This is a genomic window from Telluria sp. ZB4P34, assembly GCF_059686055.1.
On record NZ_JCASIF010000019.1, the window covers coordinates 49,318 to 70,671 of the forward strand.

Below are 21,354 nucleotides of genomic sequence, written 5' to 3' on the forward strand. Positions count from 1 at the left end.
CTTTCTCAGCTGCCCTTCATCCCCGCTTTCAAGCGCAGTAACGCTTCAAGAAAGTAGTAATCCGCGTAATTGAGCGGCACGTCGATTTCCTTCCCGGCCGGCTTGTGGCCGGTCGCATGCTTGAGCAGGAATCCGCCGTTCTCGCCCGGCGCCGCCAGGTAGTCGGGCGAGGCCAGGCTGCGCAGCTGGGCGGTGGCGAAGTCGCGGTAGCGCTTGGCCATGTCCTTGTCGGAGAAGCGGGCCAGTTCCAGCAGGGCCGAGCTGACGATGGCCGCGGCCGACGAGTCGCGCGGCGCATTCGGGATCGCCGGGTCGTCGAAATCCCAGTAGGGCACCTTGTCGCCAGGCAGGCGCGGATGGTGCATGAAGAAGGCCGCGATATTGTGCGCCTGCTGCAGGTATTCGGGTTTCTTCGTTTCGCGATACATCATGGTGTAGCCGTACAGGCCCCAGGCCTGGCCGCGCGCCCAGGACGAGGCGTCGGCATTGCCCTGCACCGTGACCTTGCCGCGCACCGCGCCGCTCGCGGGGTCGTAGTCGACCAGGTGGTAGCTCGAGTGATCGGGGCGGAAGTGGTGTTTCAGCGTGGTGTCGGCGTGCTGGATCGCGATCTCGCGGTAGCGCGGCTCTTTCGATGCCTGCGTGGCCCAGGTCAGGAGTTCCAGGTTCATCATGTTGTCGACGATGACCGGGAAGGCCCAGGTGCTGTTCTTCCACAGGTCCCAGGATTGAATGCTGCCGACCTTGGGATTGAAACGCGTGACCAGGGTGGTGGCGCCGGCCAGCAGGGCGTCGCGGTAGGCCGGGTTGTTGGTGAGGCGGTAGCCGTGGCCGTAGCTGGCGCCGAGCATGAAGCCGAGGTCGTGCTGGGTCTTGTCGAACTTGGCGGGGGCCATGCGCGCGGTGTAGTCCTCCGCGGCGGCGCGCCATGTTGCCTTGCCGGTGGCCTCGTAGAGGTACCACAGCGAGCCGGGGAAGAACCCGGAGGTCCAGTCCCTGACCTCGACCATCTTGACTTCGCCGTTTTCCAGCGTGCGCGGGAAGCCGGGCCTTGCCTGCACCTCCGCGAGCATCTTGCCATACTGCGAAGAGGCGACACCGATGCTTCGACGGATAAGCTGCGCGTTGGACTCGTCGGCGCTTGCCGCACTTGCCCCGCTGGCCAGCAAGACGCCAAGGACGAGCGCCTGTGGTGCGCCAAACCAGGAAATTCTCAACAGTTGCCGCATCTTGCCTGTCTCCTGTCATTTCTTTTAGTTATGGCAATCGTATTTCATAAGATAAGGCAAAGTCAACAAAATTAGGAAAACGCTTAACCTCGTTGTTTTACCTAGGATACATAGCGTTGTTAAGAATGGGAATGCAGATGCGGCTTGGGGTTGGCGGCGTGCGATACGTGGGCAGAGAGAAAACGTTTTGCTGGCGTTTTTTCGAGGATGGACTTAGTATTTCCACACCTTGCAGCCGTAAAACACACAACAGTATCGATCGTGGCCCGTCCGGCCATACAGGAGCCATTCATGTCTCATCGGGAAGCGGGAACCCCTGTCATCACCAGCATGCGCGTCATTCCGGTCGCCGGACGCGACAGCATGTTGCTGAACCTGAGCGGTGCTCATGCGCCATGGTTCACACGTAATGTGGTGGTGCTGACCGATAGCGCGGGCCACACCGGTTTAGGGGAAGTTCCAGGCGGAGAAAGCATCCGGCAAACGCTCGAGGATGCGCGTCCGCTGGTCGTCGGCCAGTACATCGGCAACTACAACGCGGTATTGAATGCGATGCGCCGTACCTTCGCCGAACGCGACGCCGGCGGGCGCGGCACGCAGACCTTCGACCTGCGCATCGCCATCCATGCCGTGACGGCGGTCGAGTCGGCACTGCTCGACCTGCTCGGGCACTTCATGAAGCTGCCTGTCGCGGCGCTGCTGGGTGAAGGCATCCAGCGTAGCGCCGTTCCCATGCTCGGTTACCTGTTCTACATCGGAGACCGCGGCAAGACCAGCCTCGATTATCGTGACGAACGGGATGCCGACTGCCCATGGTTCCGCTTGCGTAACGAAGAGGCATTGTCGCCTGAGGCGCTGGTGCGGCTGGCCGAGGCGGCGCATGCCCGCTACGGCTTCACGGACTTCAAGCTCAAGGGAGGCGTGCTGTCGGGCGATGCGGAGATGGACGCGGTAACGGCCCTCCACGAGCGCTTCCCGGAGGCGCGCATCACCCTCGATCCGAACGGCGCCTGGTCATTGCGCGAAGCGATCCGCCTGTGCCGCGACAAGCACGAGGTGCTGGCCTACGCGGAAGATCCCTGTGGCGCGGAAAACGGTTTCTCCGGGCGCGAAGTCATGGCGGAGTTCCGGCGCGAGACCGGCCTGCGCACCGCCACCAACATGGTAGCCACCGACTGGCGGCAAATGGCCCATTCCATCCAGCTGCAGTCGGTCGATATCCCCTTGGCCGATCCGCACTTCTGGACGATGCAGGGCTCGGTACGGGTCGCGCAACTGTGCGAGATGTTCGGCCTGACCTGGGGTTCCCATTCGAACAACCACTTCGACATCTCGCTGGCCATGTTCACGCACGTCGCCGCGGCGGCGCCGGGAAGGATGACGGCGATCGACACCCACTGGATCTGGCAGGACGGCCAGCGCCTCACCAGGGAACCGCTGCGCATCATGGACGGGATGGTCCAGCTTCCTTCCGAGCCCGGCCTCGGTATCGAGCTCGATCCCGGGCAGCTCGACGAGGCGCACCGGATGTACCAGGCGCTGGACCTGGGAGCGCGCAACGATGCGGAGGCGATGCAGTTCCTGATCCCGGGGTGGAAGTTCGACAACCGGCGCCCATGCCTGGTCCGCTAACTTCTAGAACAGGGTTTCGATGGTCATGCCGATGAAGACGAACCGGGTTCGCCGCCTGGGCGAACGATGGAAAAGCCCATGCGCAGGGGCGCTGGCCGCCCTCGTGCTGGTCACGCTTGCGGGTCCGGATGCGCGTGCGGCCGACGCCGATGCAGGCCAGCGGGTCGAGGCACTGCTGCGCCAGATGACGCTCGAGGAGAAAATCGGCCAGCTCAACCAGCTATCCGGGAAGGAGTTCAATACCGGTCCGGACAGCGATACGGTAAGGAATATCGAACGCGATATCCGGAGCGGCAAGATAGGCTCGATGCTGAACATCAAGGGCGCGGAGCAGACCCGGCGCGTGCAGGCCCTGGCCATGCAATCGCGCCTGCGGATCCCTTTGTTGTTCGGGCTCGACGTCATCCATGGTTACCAGACCGTCTTTCTCGTCCCCCTGGGCGAAGCCGCTTCCTGGGATCTCGAGGCGATCGAGGAATCGGCGCGCATCGCGGCGCGCGAAGCCGCGGCTTCGGGCATCCACTGGACCTTTGCGCCGATGGTCGATATCGGCCGTGATCCACGCTGGGGAAGGGTGATGGAAGGCGCCGGCGAAGACACTTACCTGGGCGCGCGCATCGCCGCTGCCCGGGTACGCGGTTTTCAGGGAGCACGGCTGGGCGGGCTGGCATCGGTAATGGCCACCGCCAAGCATTTCGCCGCCTATGGCGCGCCGGTCGCGGGCCGCGACTACAACGCGGTCGACATGAGCGAACAGCAGTTGCATGAGACCTACCTTCCCCCGTTCAAGTCGGCCCTCGACGCCGGCGCCGCCACCTTCATGAACGCCTTCAACACGCTGAATGGCGTACCGGCCACGGGCAGCGCCGCCCTGCAACGCGCGCTGCTCAAGGGCCAATGGGGATTCAAGGGTTTCGTCGTGAGCGACTGGGGATCGGTGCGCGAGATGGTCGTCCATGGTTTCGCGAACGACTTGCCGGATGCGGCGGCGAAGGCGCTCATCGCGGGAAGCGACATGGACATGGAAAGCAGTGCCTATTCCGCCCATCTTGCAAGCCAGGTGAAGAACGGGACAGTGGACCTTGCCCTGGTCGACGATGCCGTGCGGCGCATCCTCACCAAGAAGTTCGAACTGGGCCTGTTCGACGACCCCTACCGCTTCTCCGATCCCGCACGCGAAAAAGCGGCGTTGGGCGATCCTCGCCACCGGCAGGCGGCGCGCAGTACCGCTGCGAAGTCGATCGTGCTGCTCAAGAACGATGCCGGCAGCTTGCCCATCCGGCCCGGCGTCAAGTCGATCGCGGTGATCGGGCCGCTGGCCGACGCCAGGCGGGATCTCGAAGGCGGCTGGATCGTGCACTCGAATGCCGGCAAGATGGCAAGCCTGGTGGACGCCATACGCCAGCGCGCCGGGCAAGCCATACGGGTAAGCCATGCGCGCGGCTGCGACGTGGCATGCGCCAGCGCCGAGGACTTCGATGCCGCATTGAAGCTCGCTGCTGCGTCCGATATCGCCGTGCTGGCCGTCGGAGAAAGCTGGGACATGTCGGGCGAGGCGAAATCGCGCGCGCATCTCGGCCTGCCTGGGCGCCAGGGCGAGCTGTTCGACGCCTTGCGCGCGATCGGCAAGGCACCCATCGTCGTCGTGATTGCCGGACGGCCGCTCATCTTCGAGAACGTGGCCGACCACGCCCCCGCCATCCTGTACGCCTGGCATCCCGGCAGCGAGGGCGGCCATGCGATTGCCGACGTGTTGTTTGGGGATGTCAATCCGTCCGCCAAGCTGCCCATGACGTTTCCGCGCAATATGGGGCAGATTCCGATCAGCTACCAGCAATACCAGACGGGACGCCCGGTGCGAAGCGACGGCAACATCGTCTACAAGTCCGCCTACATCGATTCGCCCAACCTTCCGCGCTACGCGTTCGGCCACGGACTGAGCTACACCAGCTTCACCTACCGCGACCTGCGTGTATCCAGTACCAGCATGGCGCCCGATGGCCGCATCACGCTCTCCTTCGACCTGGTGAATAGCGGTGCGCGGGCCGGCGCCGAAGTCGTGCAGTTGTACCTGCGCGACCTGGTCGCCTCGACCGTACGGCCCTTGAAGGAGCTGAAGGGTTTCCAACGCATCGCGCTGCAGCCTGGCCAACAGCAACGCGTCAGTTTCACGATCGACCATGACACGCTGAGTTTCATCAACCAGCGACTCGAGCGTGTCGCCGAACCTGGACGCTTTGAACTGATGATCGGCAGCGCCTCGGACGATATCCGTTTGAAGCAATCGATCACGCTGTCGGGATCCCGATGAAACGCCGGCGTCACGGGTGGGGTTCCGTATTGTTGAGCATCGCACTGTTCTCCTGCGGTGCAGGCGCCAGGGCGGCGACGCCGGACGCATGCACGGTGCGCTCGCATGTCTTCGGCAGCCTGTCGTCCGGCGAGCAGGTGCTTGCTTACACCATGCGCAACCGGCACATCGAAGTCACGCTCCTCGATTACGGCGGCATCATTCATTCGATCAAGGCACCCGACCGTGCCGGCAATATCAGGAACGTCGTTCGTAACCTGGACGGGCTGTCCTCGTATGAGCGCAGGAGTAATTTCTCGAGCATCGTCGGACGCTTTGCCGGACGCATCAGCCAGGGCGGATTCACGCTCGATGGGGTGCGCTACCGGCTGGCCACGCGGCCGGACGGCATCTCGATCCATGGTGGACCACGGGGGTTTGGAAGCCGCTTGTGGGCTTCTAGCGAGACCGACTGCGGTGTTGCGCTGTCCTTGCACAGTCCCGACGGCGATAACGGCTTTCCAGGAAATCTCTCGGTGAAGGCACGCTACCAGCTTGCCGACAGGGAGCTGCGCATCAGTTACCAGGCCAGCACGGACAAGGCGACGGTGGTCAACCTGACCCATCACGCGTTTTTCAACCTGTCCGATTCTCCCGACGTGTATGGGCACATCCTGCAGGTCCATGCCGATGGCTGGCTGCCGACCGACAGCAAGCGGATACCTACCGGCCAGATCGCTCCCGTCAGCGGCGCCCTGGACCTGCGCGGTGGACGCAGGCTGGGCCCGGTCGTCAACGGCGACGACCAACGCGTCAAGCCAAGCAATGGACTGGATCACAGCTTCGTCCTGACAGGGACCCATGCCGCAACGCTGACGGATCCGGCGTCCGGCCGCACCCTGGAGGTGTTCACGTCCGAGCCGGGGCTGGTGGTATTTTCCGGGAACGGCTTCGACGGAAGCTTGCGCGATGCCGAAGGACGTCCCTTGTGGAAGGGCGGCGGCCTGGCGCTGGAAACCCAGCATTTTCCGGACAGTCCGAATATCCCCACTTTTCCCACGACCGTTCTCCGGCCAGGATCGACCTTGAGCAGCACGACGACTTTTCGATTCGGAACAAACTAGCCGGGCTTGTCAGCCATGCCGGTCCTGGCCGTTCAGTAGCGGTAGCTGGCACCCAGGTAGGCATAGCGCCCTGACGACAGGCCCGCCTGCCGGAGCAGGTCACCCGCGTGCATCTCTTCATAGTTCATGAACAGTGTCCATCGCGGCGCGATCGACCACGAGGCCACGAGGCGCACGATGCTGCCCACCTCGCGACCCCGGAGGGATTGGGTGCCGGCGTACGGCCGCATGCCCCCGGCGTAAGCGGCATCTCCCTCCTTCAGCCGTTGCACGAGGCCGTATTCCACCGAGAGGCTGGAGCGCGCGCCCGGCGTGAAGCTCAGGCCAGGTGCAAGCATGACCATGTTACTCAGGCTCAGGAATTGCCCTTCCCCGAGATAGCTCGAGCTGGCGTATAGCTGGTTGAAGGTCCTGAGCTTGCTTGTACCGGTACTTCCACCTCCCGATGCCGCATCGACGCGCACGGTGAGACGCGGCTTCCAGGCGTCGCGCGACAAGCCAAGGCTTTGCACGGTAAACACGCCCCATGCGTCGATATCGCGGCCGAGCGCCTTGCCGCTTTGGTGAGCGGCAGTCCAGTCGAAGCGCAGATCCCCTTGCCGCCCCCAGACCCGCAGGCCGAGTGTGTCGCGTTCGTCCAGCCCCGTGCGTCCGCCCACGCGGGCATGCGCGTTGTCGGTGCGATACCAGAATGGTTCGGCATAGCGGGTGTTTCCGCTGCCTGCAGCAAGCTGCACGCTCCCGTTCACCCCGCTCAAGCGTTCCCCGCTGTCGGGCGCTTCATCCAGGCCGCCCCGTCCCAGGCGCGTGGCGCGCAAAGCAAAGGCGCCGAAGCGGGCCTTGTTTCCGTGCACGTACAGGCGCACCCCGTTCCAGCTGCGATGCAGGTTGGGGCCATCGCTCAGGCTGATCAGCTGACGGGGCCCGTCGGCGAACTCCTGGCGCCCGAGCATCGTTCCTATCAACAGGCCGCCGGAGGTGAATCGTGCATCGAGCAGGGCCTGTTGCACCGAGAGCGCATTCTGGAAATTCGCGCCCGCGATATCGCGCTGGCCGCGCACCTGGGCAGTTCCGGCTTCACCATAGAAGCGAATGCTCTGGTTGAGCCGCAGCTCGGCGCCAACGATGCCGCGCAACAAAACCTGTTCATGATCCTGGCCGTGCTGAAGCCGGGCGTTGCGGACCGTATCGGCGCGGAGCCTGCTTTCGCCGCTGAGCGTCAGCACAGCCGGGCCGCCCAAGGGTAGCGCCTTGAAAAACGGCGCTCGCCCGGCCTCGCGCATGCCGCGCCAGTCTTCGGCCCAGCGACTGGCCATCAGGCCATTGCCCAGTTCCGGCCCCCATCCGGCCGCCGTCACAGGAAAGGGGGCGGCCGGCGTCGGGGCCGTCTTGCCGGCTGCGGCTGCGTCTTCGACTGCAGCGGGCGCCGCGGCGCATGCGGCCGACATGGTCGCGACACAGGTCCATAAGGCGAGCCGGGCAGACAACAGACTTCGTTTGCAGGACATCACGGCATCTCCTTCAACGTGCGCTGCTGTTCCAGCCCCTTGCCGGCGGCCGGATGAAGAGAGCGTGCGATCACGATGGCGATGAGCACCAGCCCGGTGGCGACGGCATAGGTCAGCTGCATCCCATCCGCCACGGCGCCCGGGGTGGCCCGTGCCATGTCGTGGGAGCCGACACCGAAGGCGAACAGGGCTCCCATCAGGGAAGCGCCTGAAACCAGGCCCAGGTTGCGCGACAGGCTGAGCAGTCCTGAAATGACGCCGCGCTTGTCCGGGGCGACGTCGATCATGACCGCAGTGTTGTTGGATGCCTGGAAGAGCCCATAGCCAGCGGTAATCAGTACCAGGGGCAGCACATACGCCCAGCTTCCCAAGTCCACGTCCAGTAAAGCGAGCCCGAGGGTGCCGAGCGCCATGACATGCAAGCCGAGCGCCGTCATGCGATGGCTGCCAAAGCGGTCCACCAGGCGTCCGGCCGGCATGCCCACCAGCGCCGCGACCAAAGGTCCGGTCGACATCAGGGCGCCAACGCTTGCCGCCGGGAGTGCCATGGTCCGGGAAAGGTAGAACGGTCCAACCACCAGGGTCGCCATCACGACGTTTGCTACAAGGGCGCTCATGACAAAGCTTCTTCCCAGTCGCGGGGCGCGTAGGGCGCTGATCTCGATCAATGGGGAAACCGCGTAGGCTTCCACGCGCGCAAACAACACGGCGCCCAGGAGCGCGGCAATCAGCAGCAGGATATTGACGAGACCAAGCATGTCCTTGCCTGCTGTCATTGCAAACGAAAAGGAGATCAGCGAAAGCGCGAGAATGATCGTGCCGAGGTGATCGAATTTCACCCGTCGCGCTTCTGGCACCGTGCCCGGACGCGGAAGGCAGCGTTTCGCAAGCAGCACGGTGAGCAGCCCGATCGGGAGCTTGACCAGGAAAATCGCCTGCCAACCGTAGTGGGCAATCAGCAGGCCGCCCAATGACGGTCCGAGGGCCGTACCGAACGCGGACATCGTTGCCAGCAATCCCATCGCGCTGCCGGTCTTAGCCTTGGGCACTGCTTCGCTGACCAGTGCCATCGACAGGGCCATCATGACGGCAGCGCCCAGCCCCTGAACTACGCGTCCGACGAGAAGCAGGATAAACGACGGCGCGAGCGCACACAGCGCGGAGCCGATCATGAATACGACGATGCCCGTGAGCAGTACCGACCTGCGCCCGATCAGGTCACCGAGTCGTCCCAGGCTGACGATCGAGGCCGTGATTGTGAGCAGATAGGCGAGCACGATCCATTGCACGTGCTGGAACGGCGCTGCAAACGCTTCTGCCAGCGTAGGCAGGGCAATGTTGGCGATGCTTGTGCCGAGTGAGGGCAGCAGCATCGTCAGCGACAGGCAGGCGAGCGCCAGCCGGGAGTTCGCCGGACCTGCCTCGTCGGAGGCGACTATCAATGTGGTTTTCATCGGATCGATCCGTTCTTGTTGGTCGAAACCCTATGGTATGCTCGCCTGATATCTGCCGATAGACGCAGCATTTGCATGTTATTCGTGCGTTCAACGCTAGTTCACGGGGGCCGTCATCATGTCCACACCCGATTTCAATCTGCTTGTCACCCTCGATGTGCTGTTACAGGAGGGAAGCGTTGCCCGGGCCGGACGCCGGCTGCATCTCAGCCCATCCGCCATGAGCCGCGCGCTGGCACGCTTGCGCGAGACGACGGGCGACCCGCTTCTGGTACGCGCCGGCCGGGGCCTGGTACCTACGCCGCGTGCGCTGGAACTGCGCGATACGGTGAGCCAGCTCACGCAGGACGTCGAAGCGGTGCTTCGGCCGGCCAAGGTGCTGGACCTGCAAAAGGTGAACCGGACCTTTACCCTACGGACCAGCGATGGGTTCGTAGAAAATTTTGGGTCAGCGCTGCTCGCACGCGTCGCTACCGACGCCCCTAGGGTCGTATTGCGCTTCGTACAGAAGGTGGACAAGGAAAGTGCCGCATTGCGCCAAGGACTGGTGGATCTGGAAACAGGCGTGCTGAGCGAAGAAACCGGCCCCGAAGTGCGGCTGCGCGCCCTGTTTCGGGATCGTTTCGTTGGTGTCGTTCGCCACGGCCACCCGCTCACCCAGGGCAAATTAACCCCGGCTAAATATGCCAACGCCCGACATGTGCTGGTGTCGCGCCAGGGCAGGCGCACCGGCCTGGTCGACCAGGTGCTGGATGGACTTGGGCTGGAAAGAAAGATTGTGGCGACGGTAAGCGGGTTTTCGGCGGCACTGGCGCTGATACGGGGATCGGATCTGGTTACCACCGTGCCCAAGCGACATACCAGCAGCCTCCGTGCCGACCTGCATGCGTTCGACCTACCGTTCGAGACGCCACCCCTTACCGTCAGCATGCTCTGGCACCCGCGCATGGACGCGGATCCCCTTCATCGCTGGTTGCGTGCTTGTGTTCATGAACTCTGCGCAGGCGAGACCGGACCTGCATAGCAGACTACTGGACCGGACCCCGCGTGCGCTCATGGCGTTTGCGTCAGGAATGGATTGCGCCCGGCGCTCCTTGTGCCACACCGACCCCGCACGTATTCTGGATTTCCAGAATGAGGCCGAGTAGAAAAATCGATCCGCTGAAGTGTCAAAGGCGATTCGCGCTCACTCGACACTTGTCCGCGTCGGGCCAGAAAGGAAGCAGAATGATGGTGCGTAAACTGTTCATGGGGAATGATGGCCTAAGGCATGGCTGGTGGATCCTGATTTTCTATGTACTCCTCGGTATGAGTGTCGCCGGCCTTGTCCAGTTAGCGCCCGAAGGGCGGGTCCCCGAGTCATGGCAGCTTGTCGCCGTAGTGGTGGTGACATTGCTGGTGCAGTTCTTGCGCCGTTGCCCGGTTTTCGAGGTGACCGGCTTTCCGAATGGACAGTGGTGGCGACAGCTGGCGGCCGGTGCTGCCATCGGCACTGGGCTGTGGCTTCTGACGACCATGACGCTATTGGTGAGCGGCGCGACCCGAATCGGCATCTCACCGCACTACAGCATCGTTACCGCAGGAGTGGCTGCGCTCGTGTATGCGGCAGTGTTGGAAGAACTGCTTTTCCGTGGTTTCGTATTCCAGCGCCTTCGCGACGGACTCGGCCCGAATGCAGCTCTGCTCATCAGTTCATCGCACTTCTTGTTGGTGCACATGAACAATCAGGGCATGAGCGGCGTCATCCGATGGATCGCCATGCTCAATATTTTCATCGCGTCGCTGGCATTCGGGCTGGCATACCTGCGCACGGGTTCGCTTGCCCTGCCAATCGGCATGCATGTCTTCGCCAATCTCGTTCAAGGCCCTGTTCTCGGCTTCGGCGTGAGCGGAAGCGAGACTGCGCACTTGTTGACGCAGTCGCTTTCAGGACCGGACTGGCTCACCGGCGCCGGCTTCGGTCTGGAAGCCAGCGTGCCTGGGACCATCTGCATTGCAGGAGTGGCCTTGCTCCTGTGGCGGTATCGCGCCCCACGCGTCGGACGCACAGGTCTCGTAGACGACTCCATCGCCGAGCGCTGAACCAGTTTGAATAGTTGCTTAAGTAAATCAAAGATCGTGGCAAATTGTTAAAGTCGTAACAATGTGTATGCCGAAGCTCTCGGTGTGCATAGATTTTGAGCTTCAACATGGATCACTGTTCAGATCGAGCGACGAGATAATAAAGGCTTATCTCTACAGTGCATGTGCAATCAATGCTGGGTACTTTCTTTACGTCGATTTGCGTGCCGGCGTTCACAGGTTGTCTCTTTTCCCTCCTATCCACACGTCTTCCGCTGACGAACCCAGGCCGGATTTCGGTTGACTTCCCAATTGAACAAACTTATCTTAATTTCATCGATGAGCGGCCTAACCCGCTGCTTTCTTGACAATTTTCAATTCTTGCGGTGACGCGGGGAAGCATTGTGACTTCTCCCGGGAAGCGTTTGCGCGATCTTCCTTCATACCCTGTTGCCGCCTTGATGAACCGATGTCCGGGCCACCGCGCCAGCGGCGCCTGGCACTGACGCTCGCCGCGTCGTGCCCTTCGCCCGGTCGAATGGAGGACGCATGAACGTGTTAATGGTAGGTGCAGGCAATGCAGGATGCGCGCTCGGCGCGATCCTGGCGCAGGACGGGCACCGGGTCGCCTTGCTCAAAACCTCACACTCGCTGCATGACCAGAATTTCGATACCGTGCGCGAAACCCGCACGATCAAGCTCATCAGCAATCCCAAAGGCGGCGAGACCAGCACCGCGTCGATCGCCCTGGCCACCCGCGACGTCGACGAGGCCTTCGCCGAGACGCCGGACGCCATCATCATCACCACGCAAACCCAGTGCCACGCCGAGATCGCCGCGCTGATCGGGCCCTACCTGAAGGCGCACCAGCTGGTGCTGCTGGCGCCGGGCTACATGGGTTCCTGCTATTTCCTGCCCTACCAGGAAAAGGAGGGCTTCCTGCTGGCCGAAGGCGAAAGCCTGCCCTACGACGCGCGCATCGTCGAGCCCGGCGTGGTCAATGTCCTGTTCCGCAACACGCGCAACGCCCTCGCCTTCCTGCCGCGCGATCGCGCCGCCGAGGGCCTGGAACGCGCCGCCCGCCTGTTCCCGACCTATGTCGCCACGCGCAGCAACGTAGTCGAGTCCGCGATGCACAATCCGAACCTGATCGTGCACACCATCGGCACCCTGCTGTCGGCCAGCCGCATCGAACATTCGGAGGGCGAATTCTGGATGTACCGCGAGGCCTTCACCCCCTCGGTCCTGAATCTGCTGTACAAGCTCGACGCCGAAAAGAACGCCGTCATCGCCGCCACCGGCGGCAAGCCCTCGCCCTATTTTGACGAGTGCAAGTTCCGCAACGAAGAGGACCTGTCGCAGCCCTCGATTTCCGTGTTCCGCCGCTATGCGCGCGAAGGCGGCCCGAAAGGCCCGACCACGCTGCAGACCCGCTTCATCACCGAGGACGTGCCGATGGGCCTGGCGCTGCTGTCCTCGATCGGCCGCCTGATGGGCGTGCCGACGCCGACCGCCGACGCCCTGACCGTCATCGCCAGCGGCCTGCTGGACCGCGACTTCGCCGCCGAGGCAAGGACCCTGGAAGCACTCGGGCTGGGCGACAAGTCGCCGGAAGAGTTCAAGCGCGTGCTGAACGGGTGAGGCCATGACGATCCACGACCTGCTCGCCAAACCCTACTACGCCTGGCGCCGCTACATCCCGAGCCGCGTGCTGTACCACCCCGACTTCTTCGGCGTCCTCGACATGCTGTCGAAGGACCAGGCCGCCATTGCCGAACTGGCCGAGGGGCGGCTGCGCAAGATCCTCGTGCACGCGCTCGAACACGTGCCCTACTACCAGCGCAGCGTCAGGCTGAGCGTCGAGGAAGCGAGGAACGAACCCGTGCACGAGGTATTGGCTGCCTTCCCCTTCCTGGCCAAGGAAGAAGTGATGTCGCAGCAGCGCGACTTCCTCGACCGCCGCCTCGACCCGGAAAAGCTGATGTATGCGACCAGTGGCGGCTCGTCCGGGCAGGGCATCGGCCTGTGGCGCACCAAGCGCCTGGCCGACATCGAAAAAGCTTTTTTCACCCACGAGTGGGGCAAGCTCGGCTTCTCCTTCGACAAGTCGCGCATCCTGCGCATCGGCGCCGATGCACGCCGCCTGGCGCACGAGGAACCGGTGCGCGTGGTCGGCAACCGCCTGATGCTCTCGCCCTATCACATCCACGAACAGCACAAGGCGGCCATCGTCGAGGCCATCAAGCGCTTCCGGCCGGAGTACGTGCACGGCTACCCGAGTTCGGTGACGGCGCTGGCGGAACTGGTGCAATCGGGCGAACTCGACGTGCAAGTGAAGGCCGTGCTGCTGGCGTCCGAACCGGCGACGCCGGCGCAGCTCGCCGCGACCCGCCGGCTGTTCGGTGCGCCGGTGTCGCTGAATTACGGCCTCTCGGAGCGCACCAACCTGGCCTTCCTGCAGGTCGACGACCAGGGGACATCCGATTACCGGTTCCAGCCGCTGTACGGCCATAACGAGAACCGCATGGATGGCGAGCGCCCCGAGATCGTCGGCACCTCGCTGTGGAACGACGTGATGCCCTTGATCCGTTACCGGACCAATGACTATGGGCTGATCGGTGCGGATGGCCGCTGCCAGGGCATCGAGGGCCGCGGCCACGAATTCCTGGTGGACCGGAACGGCAAGCGCATTCCGGGACTATCGATCGTCATCGACGAAGTCACCTGGGACTTCGTGCGCCTGTACCAGGTGCGGCAGAAGAAGCAGGGAGAAATCACGCTGGCCGTGGTGCCGCGCCACGGCAGCCTGAATGACGAACAGCGCGCCTTCGTGCTGGACGCCCAGCAGAAACGCTGGGGTGGTTTCTTCGACATCTCGCTGCAGGAAGAGAGCGATATTCCGCTGGCGGCGAACGGCAAGCGCAAGCTGGTGGTCAATTCCCTCAACGTTTGAGCCGTGGTGTCCCCGGCGGCTTATGCTGGCGGACGCACCAGGGCAGCGCTGCGCAGGTAAGGGTCTTCGGTGCCGATGCAGAGGACAGGTGCGCCGCGCTCGAGCGCGTAGTGTCGTGCCAGCGCCAGTACCGTCAGGAAGGGCACGGCGCCGCAGCTTCCACTGCCGAGGCCAATGCGGGTGATGTCGTCCGCGGCATCGACCTGTGGAAGTGCCGGAGCGCTCAGGCCCGTCAGTTCCCGCACGCGCTTGGGACGGTGTGCGGTGTCGGCGACGACCATGCCGATCCGAGAGATATCCACAGCCGCCGTCTTGCCGAGCTGTTCGACCAATTCCAGCAGCGGCGCCGAATCGACAGGGCGGGCGTCGTCGGCCGAGGTGTCGCGGCGGCGTTCGCTGACGGGGCCCAGCAGCGTGAACTCCGCGCCATTGTTCTTCGGAGAGGTGAACCTGCAGGCCTTGGCTGGACAGCCAATCGGCGATCTCGTCCTGCAGCGCATCATCGTGCGCGTCCTCGCTGCGCGCCGTCATCACGCGGAAGCCATTGTCATCGACAAGTTCCTTGTCCAGGTCCGCGCGCGCTGCGTTATCGGCAATGGCGCTGGCGAGCTCTTCAGCCGATGTGCCGTGCGGGGACCGCAATGCCGTGGCGACGATCGCCAGCATCGGTGTAGCGCCTGCTGCATCAGTCGGCGACGCGGACGAAACGGGTAGGGAGCTGCTGGCAGCAATGGACGCGGCACGGGCCACGATGAACCTCCGACTGCCCCATAGCGCTAACAGTACGCCCAAGGGCAGGAGGAACAGGACCAGTGCCAGTTCGCCGGTTCCGGGATCCTCGTCTGTCTGGCGCCAGTACCATGATGCGATTGCCCAGCAGACGATAAAGGTCGTGATAACAATTGCGCCTTGTTTGAACCACGCGGCAGTCAAGCGTGCCGGGGTTGTCGTCGTTGTTGTCATGTTCGCCATTCAAACCCTGTCGATCCTTGCCTGCTGGCCGGCGACCAGCTTGGTGGCGCAGGCAATCTCCTGCGCCGCCTTCATGCGGCGACAGCCAGCAATTCGAGCCGCAGTTCCTTCATGCCGGCCGGGACGTAGATCGAGATCGATTGCGCCTTGAGCATGCGCTCGTACATCGCTCCCTTCGCTTCCAGCACGAAGTAGCAGGTTTCGGGACGCACCGGCACCGCCGCAGGGAGCTGGGGTGCGTACTGCAGGCGCACACCCGGCAGCGCCGACAGCACGAATTTCTCGACGTCGTCCGGCGCGCCCACCTTGAAGCGCAGCGGCACCACGTCCACCAGCTCGACGGCGGGAATCGCGGCCGACACCGCAATATAGAAAGTGGTGCGCTCGTCGATCTTGCCCGAGTCGAGCGCCCCGATGTGGTAGGACGGCCGCACTTCGTTGAGGGCGATGGCAAAGTATTTCGAGGAGATCACCGTGTCGAGCAGCTCGCGGATAATCGTGTGCAGCTTGGCGAAGCCCGGGCCCGGGTCGTTGTGCTGGTAGACCGGCAGGTCGGACAGCAGCCAGCTCCTGGAGAAGGTCATCAGGCCCCCGGCCACGTCGAGCAGCTGCTCGAACAGGCGCTCCGGGTGCAGCGCCGGATGGTTGAAATGGTGGGTCAGCGTCGCGTAGGCCGAGCTGGCCGTGTGCAGCAGCCAGAACGAGGACATGTCGCCCGAGCGGAACTCCACCACGTTGCGGCTCGGCTCGCGCTGGTGGCCGTACAGGGCCGCCGTCTTGGCCTGCAGCGCGTCGAGCAGGCGCCGCAACTGCTGGAACAGCACCGGCGCCGCGCCCACCGACAGCGTCGGCGGGATGAAACTGTCGTCCATCTCGAAGCCGCCGGTGGACGCGCGGCGCAGCCGCAGCAGCGGGAAGTGGACATAGGAATCGCGCGGCTCGGCCTCGGACACCAGCCGCACCGCCTTGTTCAGGTAGGCCAGCTGCACCGGCGCGGCTTGCGTGTACAGGTCGGGCGTGTCCTGGTTGGCCTGCACGAAGCGCGCCGTATTGCTGGCCTGCCCGGGCGGCGTGAAATTGCCGGTGAAGGGTTTCATACCGGGCAGGGCCACGTAATAGGTGATGCCCTGCGTGGAGGGCGGCAGCAGGCCCAGGTCCACCGCCTCGGGCAGCGCATCGATCTCCGGCGCGTCGACCAGCTCGCCGTCCTGGAAGCGCACCGATAGGGCCAGCAGCCGCAGCATGCTGTTGGCCAGGGCCTCGCGGTCGACCTGCAGCGCCTCGACGCCCCAGGCATAGGGGTGCACTGCCTTGATGCTCTTGTGGAGGCACTGCTCGTGGTAATGGTCTTGCCGCTGGAAGTGCTGCGGCCGCAATAACAGGCCTTCGCCCCAGAGAACCTTGCTGGTCATGTCTCCGCCCCTTGTTTGTGGATGACTCTCCAGAAACCATAACAAGTGGAAAGGGTTACCTATGTGAAGTTGATCAAAGGTTGGTGCCGGCTGGCATGGCAACATCGCATTTCGTTTTCGCCATCCACAAGGCAGGGCAGGAGGGGAGCCTGATGAAGGGATACACGCCGGGGTTGTTCGACCGTCTGCTGGGTATGCCGAACCGCGGGCCGGGTGCAGGCGCCGCCAGGCAGGCGGCGCAGCGGCTGACGATCGAAGAGCTGAAGGACACGGTGGCGCGCGATCTCGAGTCCCTGCTCAATACGCGCTCGACCATCAGGGACGAGGCGCTCGAGGACTATCCGGAGTGCGCACGTTCGATGGTCAGCTACGGCCTGGGCGACTTCGCCGACCTGTGCCTTTCGAGCCCGACCGACCGCGCCGCCATCTGCGCCAGCATCGAAAAGGCGATCGCCTGTCATGAGCCGCGCCTGCGCAACGTGCGCGCCAGCCTGGACCTGCACGGCGACTCGGTCAACCGCCTGAACTTCTCGATCACGGCCGTGCTGGTGGCGAGCGTGTCGCAGGAGCCGGTGAATTTCGATGCGGTGCTGACGCCCTCGACCCTGCAGTACAGCATCAGCAAGGCCGGCAAGGGCGCGCGCCCCGCGCTGGCTCACTCGGGTGGACAGTAAGCATGGAACAGATGCTGCCGTATTACGAAAGCGAGCTCGGTTACCTGCGCCGCAACCTGCGCGAGTTCGCCGAACGCTACCCGCGCATCGCGGGGCGCCTCCTGATCAGCGGCGAAGTCTGCGAAGACCCGCATACCGAACGCATGATCGAATCGTTCGCCCTGCTCAACGCGCGCATCGCCAAGCGCCTGGACGACGACTATCCCGAGTTCACCGAAGCGCTGTTCGAAGTGCTGTATCCGCACTACCTGCGCCCTTTCCCCTCCTGCTCGATCGCGCGCATGGACGCCGGCGTGGCGGCCCAGCAGGCCGGCGCCGGCGTCATCGCGCGCGGCACCCAGCTGGGCACCCGCCCGGTGCGTGGAGCGGCCTGCACCTTCCGCACCGTGTATCCGGTCGCGGTGGCGCCGCTGGCGCTGACCCGCGCCGTTTTTTCCGCCATCATCGACGCGCCTGAGGCGGTGCGCCTGCCGGGCAACGCCACGTCCAGCATCAGCTTGACGATCGCCTCTACCTCCGAGCAGGGGGCCATCTCGCAGCTTGACCTGCCCCTGCTACGCGTCTTCCTCGACGGCGAACCTTCGTTCTGCGCCGCCCTGCGCGACGCCATCTTCATGCGCGGTGTCGCGGCCTACATCGAGGCCGACCACAGCGGGCGCTGGACGCCGTTGGCTGCCATTCCGGTGCAGCCCGCCGGCTTCGGCGACGACGAGTCGCTGATCGACTTCCCGGCGCGCTCGCATGCCGCCTACCGCCTGCTCACCGAGTACTTCTGCTTTCCCGAGAAATTCAATTTCATCGACATCGACCTGCGCGCATTGGCCGCACACGCGCCCGGCGCGCGCACATACACCCTGCACCTGGCCTTGAGCGGCCTGCGCGCCGACTCGAACCTGGCGCGCATGCTCGGCACCCTGTCCACCAACAACGTGCTGCTGGGCTGCACGCCGGTGATCAACCTGTTCCGCCAGCGCGGCGAACCGATCCGCGTCACCCACACCACGGCCAGCTATCCGGTGCTGGCCGACGCCCGGCGCGCCTTCGCTTACGAGGTTTACGCCATCGAGTCGCTGAACCTGGTCCGGCAGACGCCGCAGGGCGAAACGCTGGTGCAGTTCCGCCCCTTCTATGCGCTGAAGCACGCGCAGACACCGGAAGACGCCGGCCACTACTACGCCATCCGGCGCGACGAAGCGCTGGCCGACAACAGCCCCGGCTTCGAGACGCAAGTGGCGCTCGTCGACATCGACTTCGACCCGGCCGAGGTGGAAACCGACACGCTCAACATCGAGCTCACCTGCACCAACCGCGACCTGCCGGCCCTGCTCCCCTATGGCCAGCAGGGCGGCGACCTGTTCCTCGAAGGCGGTTCGAACGAACGCGCCATTTCCTTCCTGCGCAAGCCCACCGCTTCCCATCGCTTCGGGCGGGGGCGCGGCGCCCACTGGCGCCTGATCTCGCACCTGGCGCTGAACCACCTGTCGCTGGCCGACGGCGGCGTCGAGGCCTTTCGCGAGATGCTGGCGCTGTACGACCTGCCGCGTTCACCATCCTCGCAGCGCCAGATCGGCGGCATCAAGGCGATTGCCCAGCGTCCCACCACGGCCTGGCTGGCCGGCAATCCCTTCACCTGCCTCGTGCGCGGTGTCGAGGTGCGCCTGAGCATCGACGAGGAAGCCTTCGTGGGCAGCGGCATCCATGCGTTCGCCCAGGTGATCGAGCGTTTCCTGGCCCTGTACGTACATGCCAACAGCTTTACCCGGCTGGTGATCGTATCGAGCAAATCCGGAGAGGACTTATTCACATGCCAGCCCCGCAGCGGCGAATTGAGCCTGCTGTAATCGAGCGCCTGTTCCGCGAGCCCTACCGCTTCGAGTACTTCCAGGCGGTGCGCCTGCTCGAGCTGTGGCTGCGCCGCCGCGGCAAGCCGGCGCAGGGCCTGGTGGCGCAGTTCCTGCGCTTCCAGAACTCGGTGTTGCTGGGCTTCCCGCCCAGCCAGGTCGAGGCCATCCATGCCGAACCAGGCGATATCGACGCCCAGCCGGCGGCCCTGGCCGCGGCGCTGGACAAGGGCGCGCTCCGTTACGTGCGCCTGACGCCGTCCTTCATGGGCCTGCTGGGCGGGCACGGCGTGCTGCCCCTGCACTACACCGAGCGCATCGCCGAGCAGCAGTCGCTCGACAAGGGCGAACCCGAGGCGGAAGGGGCGCGCGCCTTCCTCGACACTTTCTCGAACCGCACACTGGCGCTGTTCTACGAAGCCTGGCGCAAGTACCGGCTGGCGCTGCAGTACCAGCTCGACGGCCACGACGCCTTCCTGCCCCTGCTCCTGAGCCTGGCCGGGCTGGGTGGCGGCGCGCTGCGGCGACGCCTGTCGGGCAGCGAGGACGGCGCGGTGCTGGACGAATCGATCGCCTATTTCGCGGCCTCCGTCCGCCATCGGCCTGCATCGAGCGTGCAACTGGCGCGCGTACTGTCGGATTACTTCGGCCAGCAGGTCGTGGCCGAGCAGTTCGTCGGCTGCTGGTACGAGGTGCCGCCCGACCAGCAAAGCATCCTGGGCGGCGACAACCCCGTGCTCGGGGGCGGCGCGATCGCCGGGGCGCGGGTGTGGCAGCGCGACCTGCGGCTGCGGCTGGTGGTCGGGCCGCTGGACCGGGCCGGCTTCAACGACTTCCTGCCGGGCGGACTGGCGGCGCGCGCCCTGCGCAGCATGCTGGCGCTGTTTACCGGCCTGTCGCTCGAATACGAGGTGGAACTGGTGCTGCTGGCAGCCGACGTGCGCAACGTGCGCCTGGAAGGCGAGGACGGCAGGCTGGGCTGGGATGCCTACCTGGTCGAGGGATTGCAGACCGAGGACCGGCGCGACGTGCGCTACGAATTAAGCTTGTCGTAGGGTGGTCGGCTCTGCCGACCGCGCGGTGATAGTTTGCGGGTGATGTGACGTAGAGGCTTGTTCATGCCGGTTTGAACGCGCGGTCGGCGAAGCCGACCACCCTACCTGTTACTTAGCTCGCTTTCCAGGTCGACCCGCAGCGTGGCGGCGTTCGGCGTCAGCCCGCGGTCGCCGGGCGTGTAGAAAATGCCGGGCAGGACGCCGTCTTCCTCTAGCTGGGGCAGCAGGTCGGTCATCAGGTCGTCCAGCGGGAAGGCTTGCGGCTCGTAGCCGTCCCATTCGAATTCGGCGCACAGGTCGGCGAATTCGCTGGCCGGCCACATGGCGAAGACCAGGGTGCCGTCGTCGGTTTTCGCCAGCGCCCAGCCATCGCGGTACAGTCCCCACACCTCGCCGGTATCGGCCACCTGCTGCACGAAGCGCCCGTAGCGCTGCTGCGCGGGCAGGGTGACCACGTCCGCCAGCTGCTGCGCGCCGAGCTTGATTGCTGAAAGTGTTTGCTCGCTCAAGGTGTTCACCAGATCGGTTGTCGGCATCCATGCCATCGCGGAAAGGATACGCCACATCGCAAATCCATGGCGCAGGCACGCCCCGCCCCCATGCGGCGATTACCTGGCCGCCTGGAACGAAGCCGACGCCGCCGCACGCCATGCCCAGGTCACGACGCCACGGTGCACGAACTGCGGCTGGAATGCTTCTTCCCGGCGGATGCGGAAAGCCGGCAATGCTTCGAGGCGCAGGCCTGCTGAAGATCACTGAGGATAAGATGGGAGCTTATCCACAAGACCCCTGCCGCGATGTCCCTCGATGTATTGTCCTTCGGCCGCATGTCCGGCCTGTTTGTTGTCACCGCCGTCGCCGAGCTGCTCGGCTGCTACCTGCCCCTGCTGTGGCTGAGCGGGAAGGGTTCCGCCTGGCTGCTGGCGCCGGCCGCCCTCAGCCTGGCCGCCTTCGTCTGGCTCCTGAGCCTGCACCCGGCCGCCAGCGGCCGCGTCTACGCCAGTTACGGCGCCGTGTACATCGCCACGGCGCTGGCATGGCTGTATGTCGTGGACGGGATCAAGCCGGTGTGGAGCGACTACGCCGGGGTGGCGCTGGCGCTGGCCGGCGCAGCCTGCATCGCCCTCGGCCAGCGCCAGGGCTGAACGG

At 64.6% G+C, this 21,354-nt stretch carries 17 protein-coding genes; 11 read left to right on the top strand and 6 right to left on the bottom strand.

Annotated features, from left to right (window positions below):
* Nucleotides 1-5 precede the first annotated feature (5 nt).
* Nucleotides 6-1,073, bottom strand: a complete 1,068-nt coding sequence (locus AC56KL_RS20915; protein WP_497182101.1) for a glycoside hydrolase family 88 protein — start codon at nucleotides 1,071-1,073, stop codon at nucleotides 6-8.
* 447 nt (nucleotides 1,074-1,520) lie between these two features.
* Here AC56KL_RS20915 and gudD point away from each other — a divergent pair, with 447 nt between their 5' ends.
* From gudD to AC56KL_RS20930, 3 genes are read left to right on the top strand one after another with little or no spacing between them, the layout of a single operon-like run.
* A complete protein-coding gene (gene gudD / locus AC56KL_RS20920; protein WP_497182102.1) occupies nucleotides 1,521-2,861 on the top strand; it encodes a glucarate dehydratase in 1,341 nt (446 codons plus the stop codon).
* Between the two features lie 25 nt (nucleotides 2,862-2,886).
* The gene (bglX, locus tag AC56KL_RS20925) at nucleotides 2,887-5,172 is read left to right on the top strand and encodes a beta-glucosidase BglX (protein ID WP_497182103.1); all 2,286 of its coding nucleotides are present in this window, start codon (nucleotides 2,887-2,889) and stop codon (nucleotides 5,170-5,172) included.
* Nucleotides 5,173-5,201: 29 nt separating this feature from the next.
* Nucleotides 5,202-6,275: an aldose epimerase family protein gene (locus tag AC56KL_RS20930; protein WP_497182104.1), complete on the top strand. Its 1,074-nt coding sequence runs from the start codon at nucleotides 5,202-5,204 to the stop codon at nucleotides 6,273-6,275.
* Nucleotides 6,276-6,307: 32 nt separating this feature from the next.
* On the opposite strand, the gene AC56KL_RS20935 is transcribed toward AC56KL_RS20930, so the two are convergent.
* Together AC56KL_RS20935 and AC56KL_RS20940 are read right to left on the bottom strand one after the other, a co-directional pair.
* Nucleotides 6,308-7,783, bottom strand: coding sequence for an alginate export family protein (locus tag AC56KL_RS20935; RefSeq protein ID WP_497182105.1), 1,476 nt, complete (start codon nucleotides 7,781-7,783; stop codon nucleotides 6,308-6,310).
* Nucleotides 7,783-9,237, bottom strand: a complete 1,455-nt coding sequence (locus tag AC56KL_RS20940; protein WP_497182106.1) for an MFS transporter — start codon at nucleotides 9,235-9,237, stop codon at nucleotides 7,783-7,785. The genes AC56KL_RS20935 and AC56KL_RS20940 overlap by 1 nt, the downstream gene beginning before the upstream one ends.
* Nucleotides 9,238-9,355: 118 nt before the next feature.
* Here AC56KL_RS20940 and AC56KL_RS20945 point away from each other — a divergent pair, with 118 nt between their 5' ends.
* The 4 genes from AC56KL_RS20945 to AC56KL_RS20960 all read left to right on the top strand — a co-directional run bounded on the left by AC56KL_RS20945 (nucleotide 9,356) and on the right by AC56KL_RS20960 (nucleotide 14,251).
* A complete protein-coding gene (locus tag AC56KL_RS20945; protein WP_497182107.1) occupies nucleotides 9,356-10,261 on the top strand; it encodes a LysR family transcriptional regulator in 906 nt (301 codons plus the stop codon).
* A gap of 203 nt (nucleotides 10,262-10,464) precedes the next feature.
* On the top strand, nucleotides 10,465-11,319 hold the full coding sequence (locus tag AC56KL_RS20950) for a CPBP family intramembrane glutamic endopeptidase (protein ID WP_497182108.1): 855 nt from the start codon (nucleotides 10,465-10,467) through the stop codon (nucleotides 11,317-11,319).
* A gap of 528 nt (nucleotides 11,320-11,847) precedes the next feature.
* Nucleotides 11,848-12,939, top strand: a complete 1,092-nt coding sequence (locus AC56KL_RS20955; RefSeq protein WP_497182109.1) for an NAD/NADP octopine/nopaline dehydrogenase family protein — start codon at nucleotides 11,848-11,850, stop codon at nucleotides 12,937-12,939.
* 4 nt (nucleotides 12,940-12,943) lie between these two features.
* On the top strand, nucleotides 12,944-14,251 hold the full coding sequence (locus tag AC56KL_RS20960) for a phenylacetate--CoA ligase family protein (RefSeq protein ID WP_497182110.1): 1,308 nt from the start codon (nucleotides 12,944-12,946) through the stop codon (nucleotides 14,249-14,251).
* Between the two features lie 20 nt (nucleotides 14,252-14,271).
* On the opposite strand, the gene AC56KL_RS20965 is transcribed toward AC56KL_RS20960, so the two are convergent.
* The gene (locus AC56KL_RS20965) at nucleotides 14,272-14,754 is read right to left on the bottom strand and encodes a hypothetical protein (protein ID WP_497182111.1); all 483 of its coding nucleotides are present in this window, start codon (nucleotides 14,752-14,754) and stop codon (nucleotides 14,272-14,274) included.
* 540 nt (nucleotides 14,755-15,294) lie between these two features.
* Nucleotides 15,295-16,635 (bottom strand): type VI secretion system baseplate subunit TssK, encoded by a 1,341-nt coding sequence (gene tssK / locus AC56KL_RS20970; RefSeq protein ID WP_497182112.1) that lies wholly within the window; start codon nucleotides 16,633-16,635, stop codon nucleotides 15,295-15,297.
* Between the two features lie 152 nt (nucleotides 16,636-16,787).
* On the opposite strand from tssK, the gene tssE reads away from it, so the two are divergent.
* Genes tssE through tssG form a run of 3 tightly spaced genes read left to right on the top strand, consistent with a single transcriptional unit; the run spans nucleotide 16,788 to nucleotide 20,205 of the window.
* Nucleotides 16,788-17,309: a type VI secretion system baseplate subunit TssE gene (gene tssE, locus AC56KL_RS20975; RefSeq protein ID WP_497182133.1), complete on the top strand. Its 522-nt coding sequence runs from the start codon at nucleotides 16,788-16,790 to the stop codon at nucleotides 17,307-17,309.
* A 2-nt stretch (nucleotides 17,310-17,311) separates the two neighbouring features.
* On the top strand, nucleotides 17,312-19,150 hold the full coding sequence (gene tssF, locus AC56KL_RS20980) for a type VI secretion system baseplate subunit TssF (RefSeq protein ID WP_497182113.1): 1,839 nt from the start codon (nucleotides 17,312-17,314) through the stop codon (nucleotides 19,148-19,150).
* The gene (gene tssG / locus AC56KL_RS20985) at nucleotides 19,114-20,205 is read left to right on the top strand and encodes a type VI secretion system baseplate subunit TssG (RefSeq protein WP_497182114.1); all 1,092 of its coding nucleotides are present in this window, start codon (nucleotides 19,114-19,116) and stop codon (nucleotides 20,203-20,205) included. Before tssF ends, tssG begins: the two co-directional genes overlap by 37 nt.
* Before the next feature lie 101 nt (nucleotides 20,206-20,306).
* Here the strand turns inward: tssG and AC56KL_RS20990 are convergent, their stop codons facing one another.
* Nucleotides 20,307-20,741, bottom strand: a complete 435-nt coding sequence (locus AC56KL_RS20990) for a DUF2750 domain-containing protein (RefSeq protein ID WP_497182115.1) — start codon at nucleotides 20,739-20,741, stop codon at nucleotides 20,307-20,309.
* Nucleotides 20,742-21,002: 261 nt separating this feature from the next.
* Between AC56KL_RS20990 and AC56KL_RS20995 the strand changes: the two genes are divergently transcribed.
* Nucleotides 21,003-21,350: a YnfA family protein gene (locus AC56KL_RS20995; protein ID WP_497182116.1), complete on the top strand. Its 348-nt coding sequence runs from the start codon at nucleotides 21,003-21,005 to the stop codon at nucleotides 21,348-21,350.
* The last annotated feature ends 4 nt before the right edge of the window (nucleotides 21,351-21,354 follow it).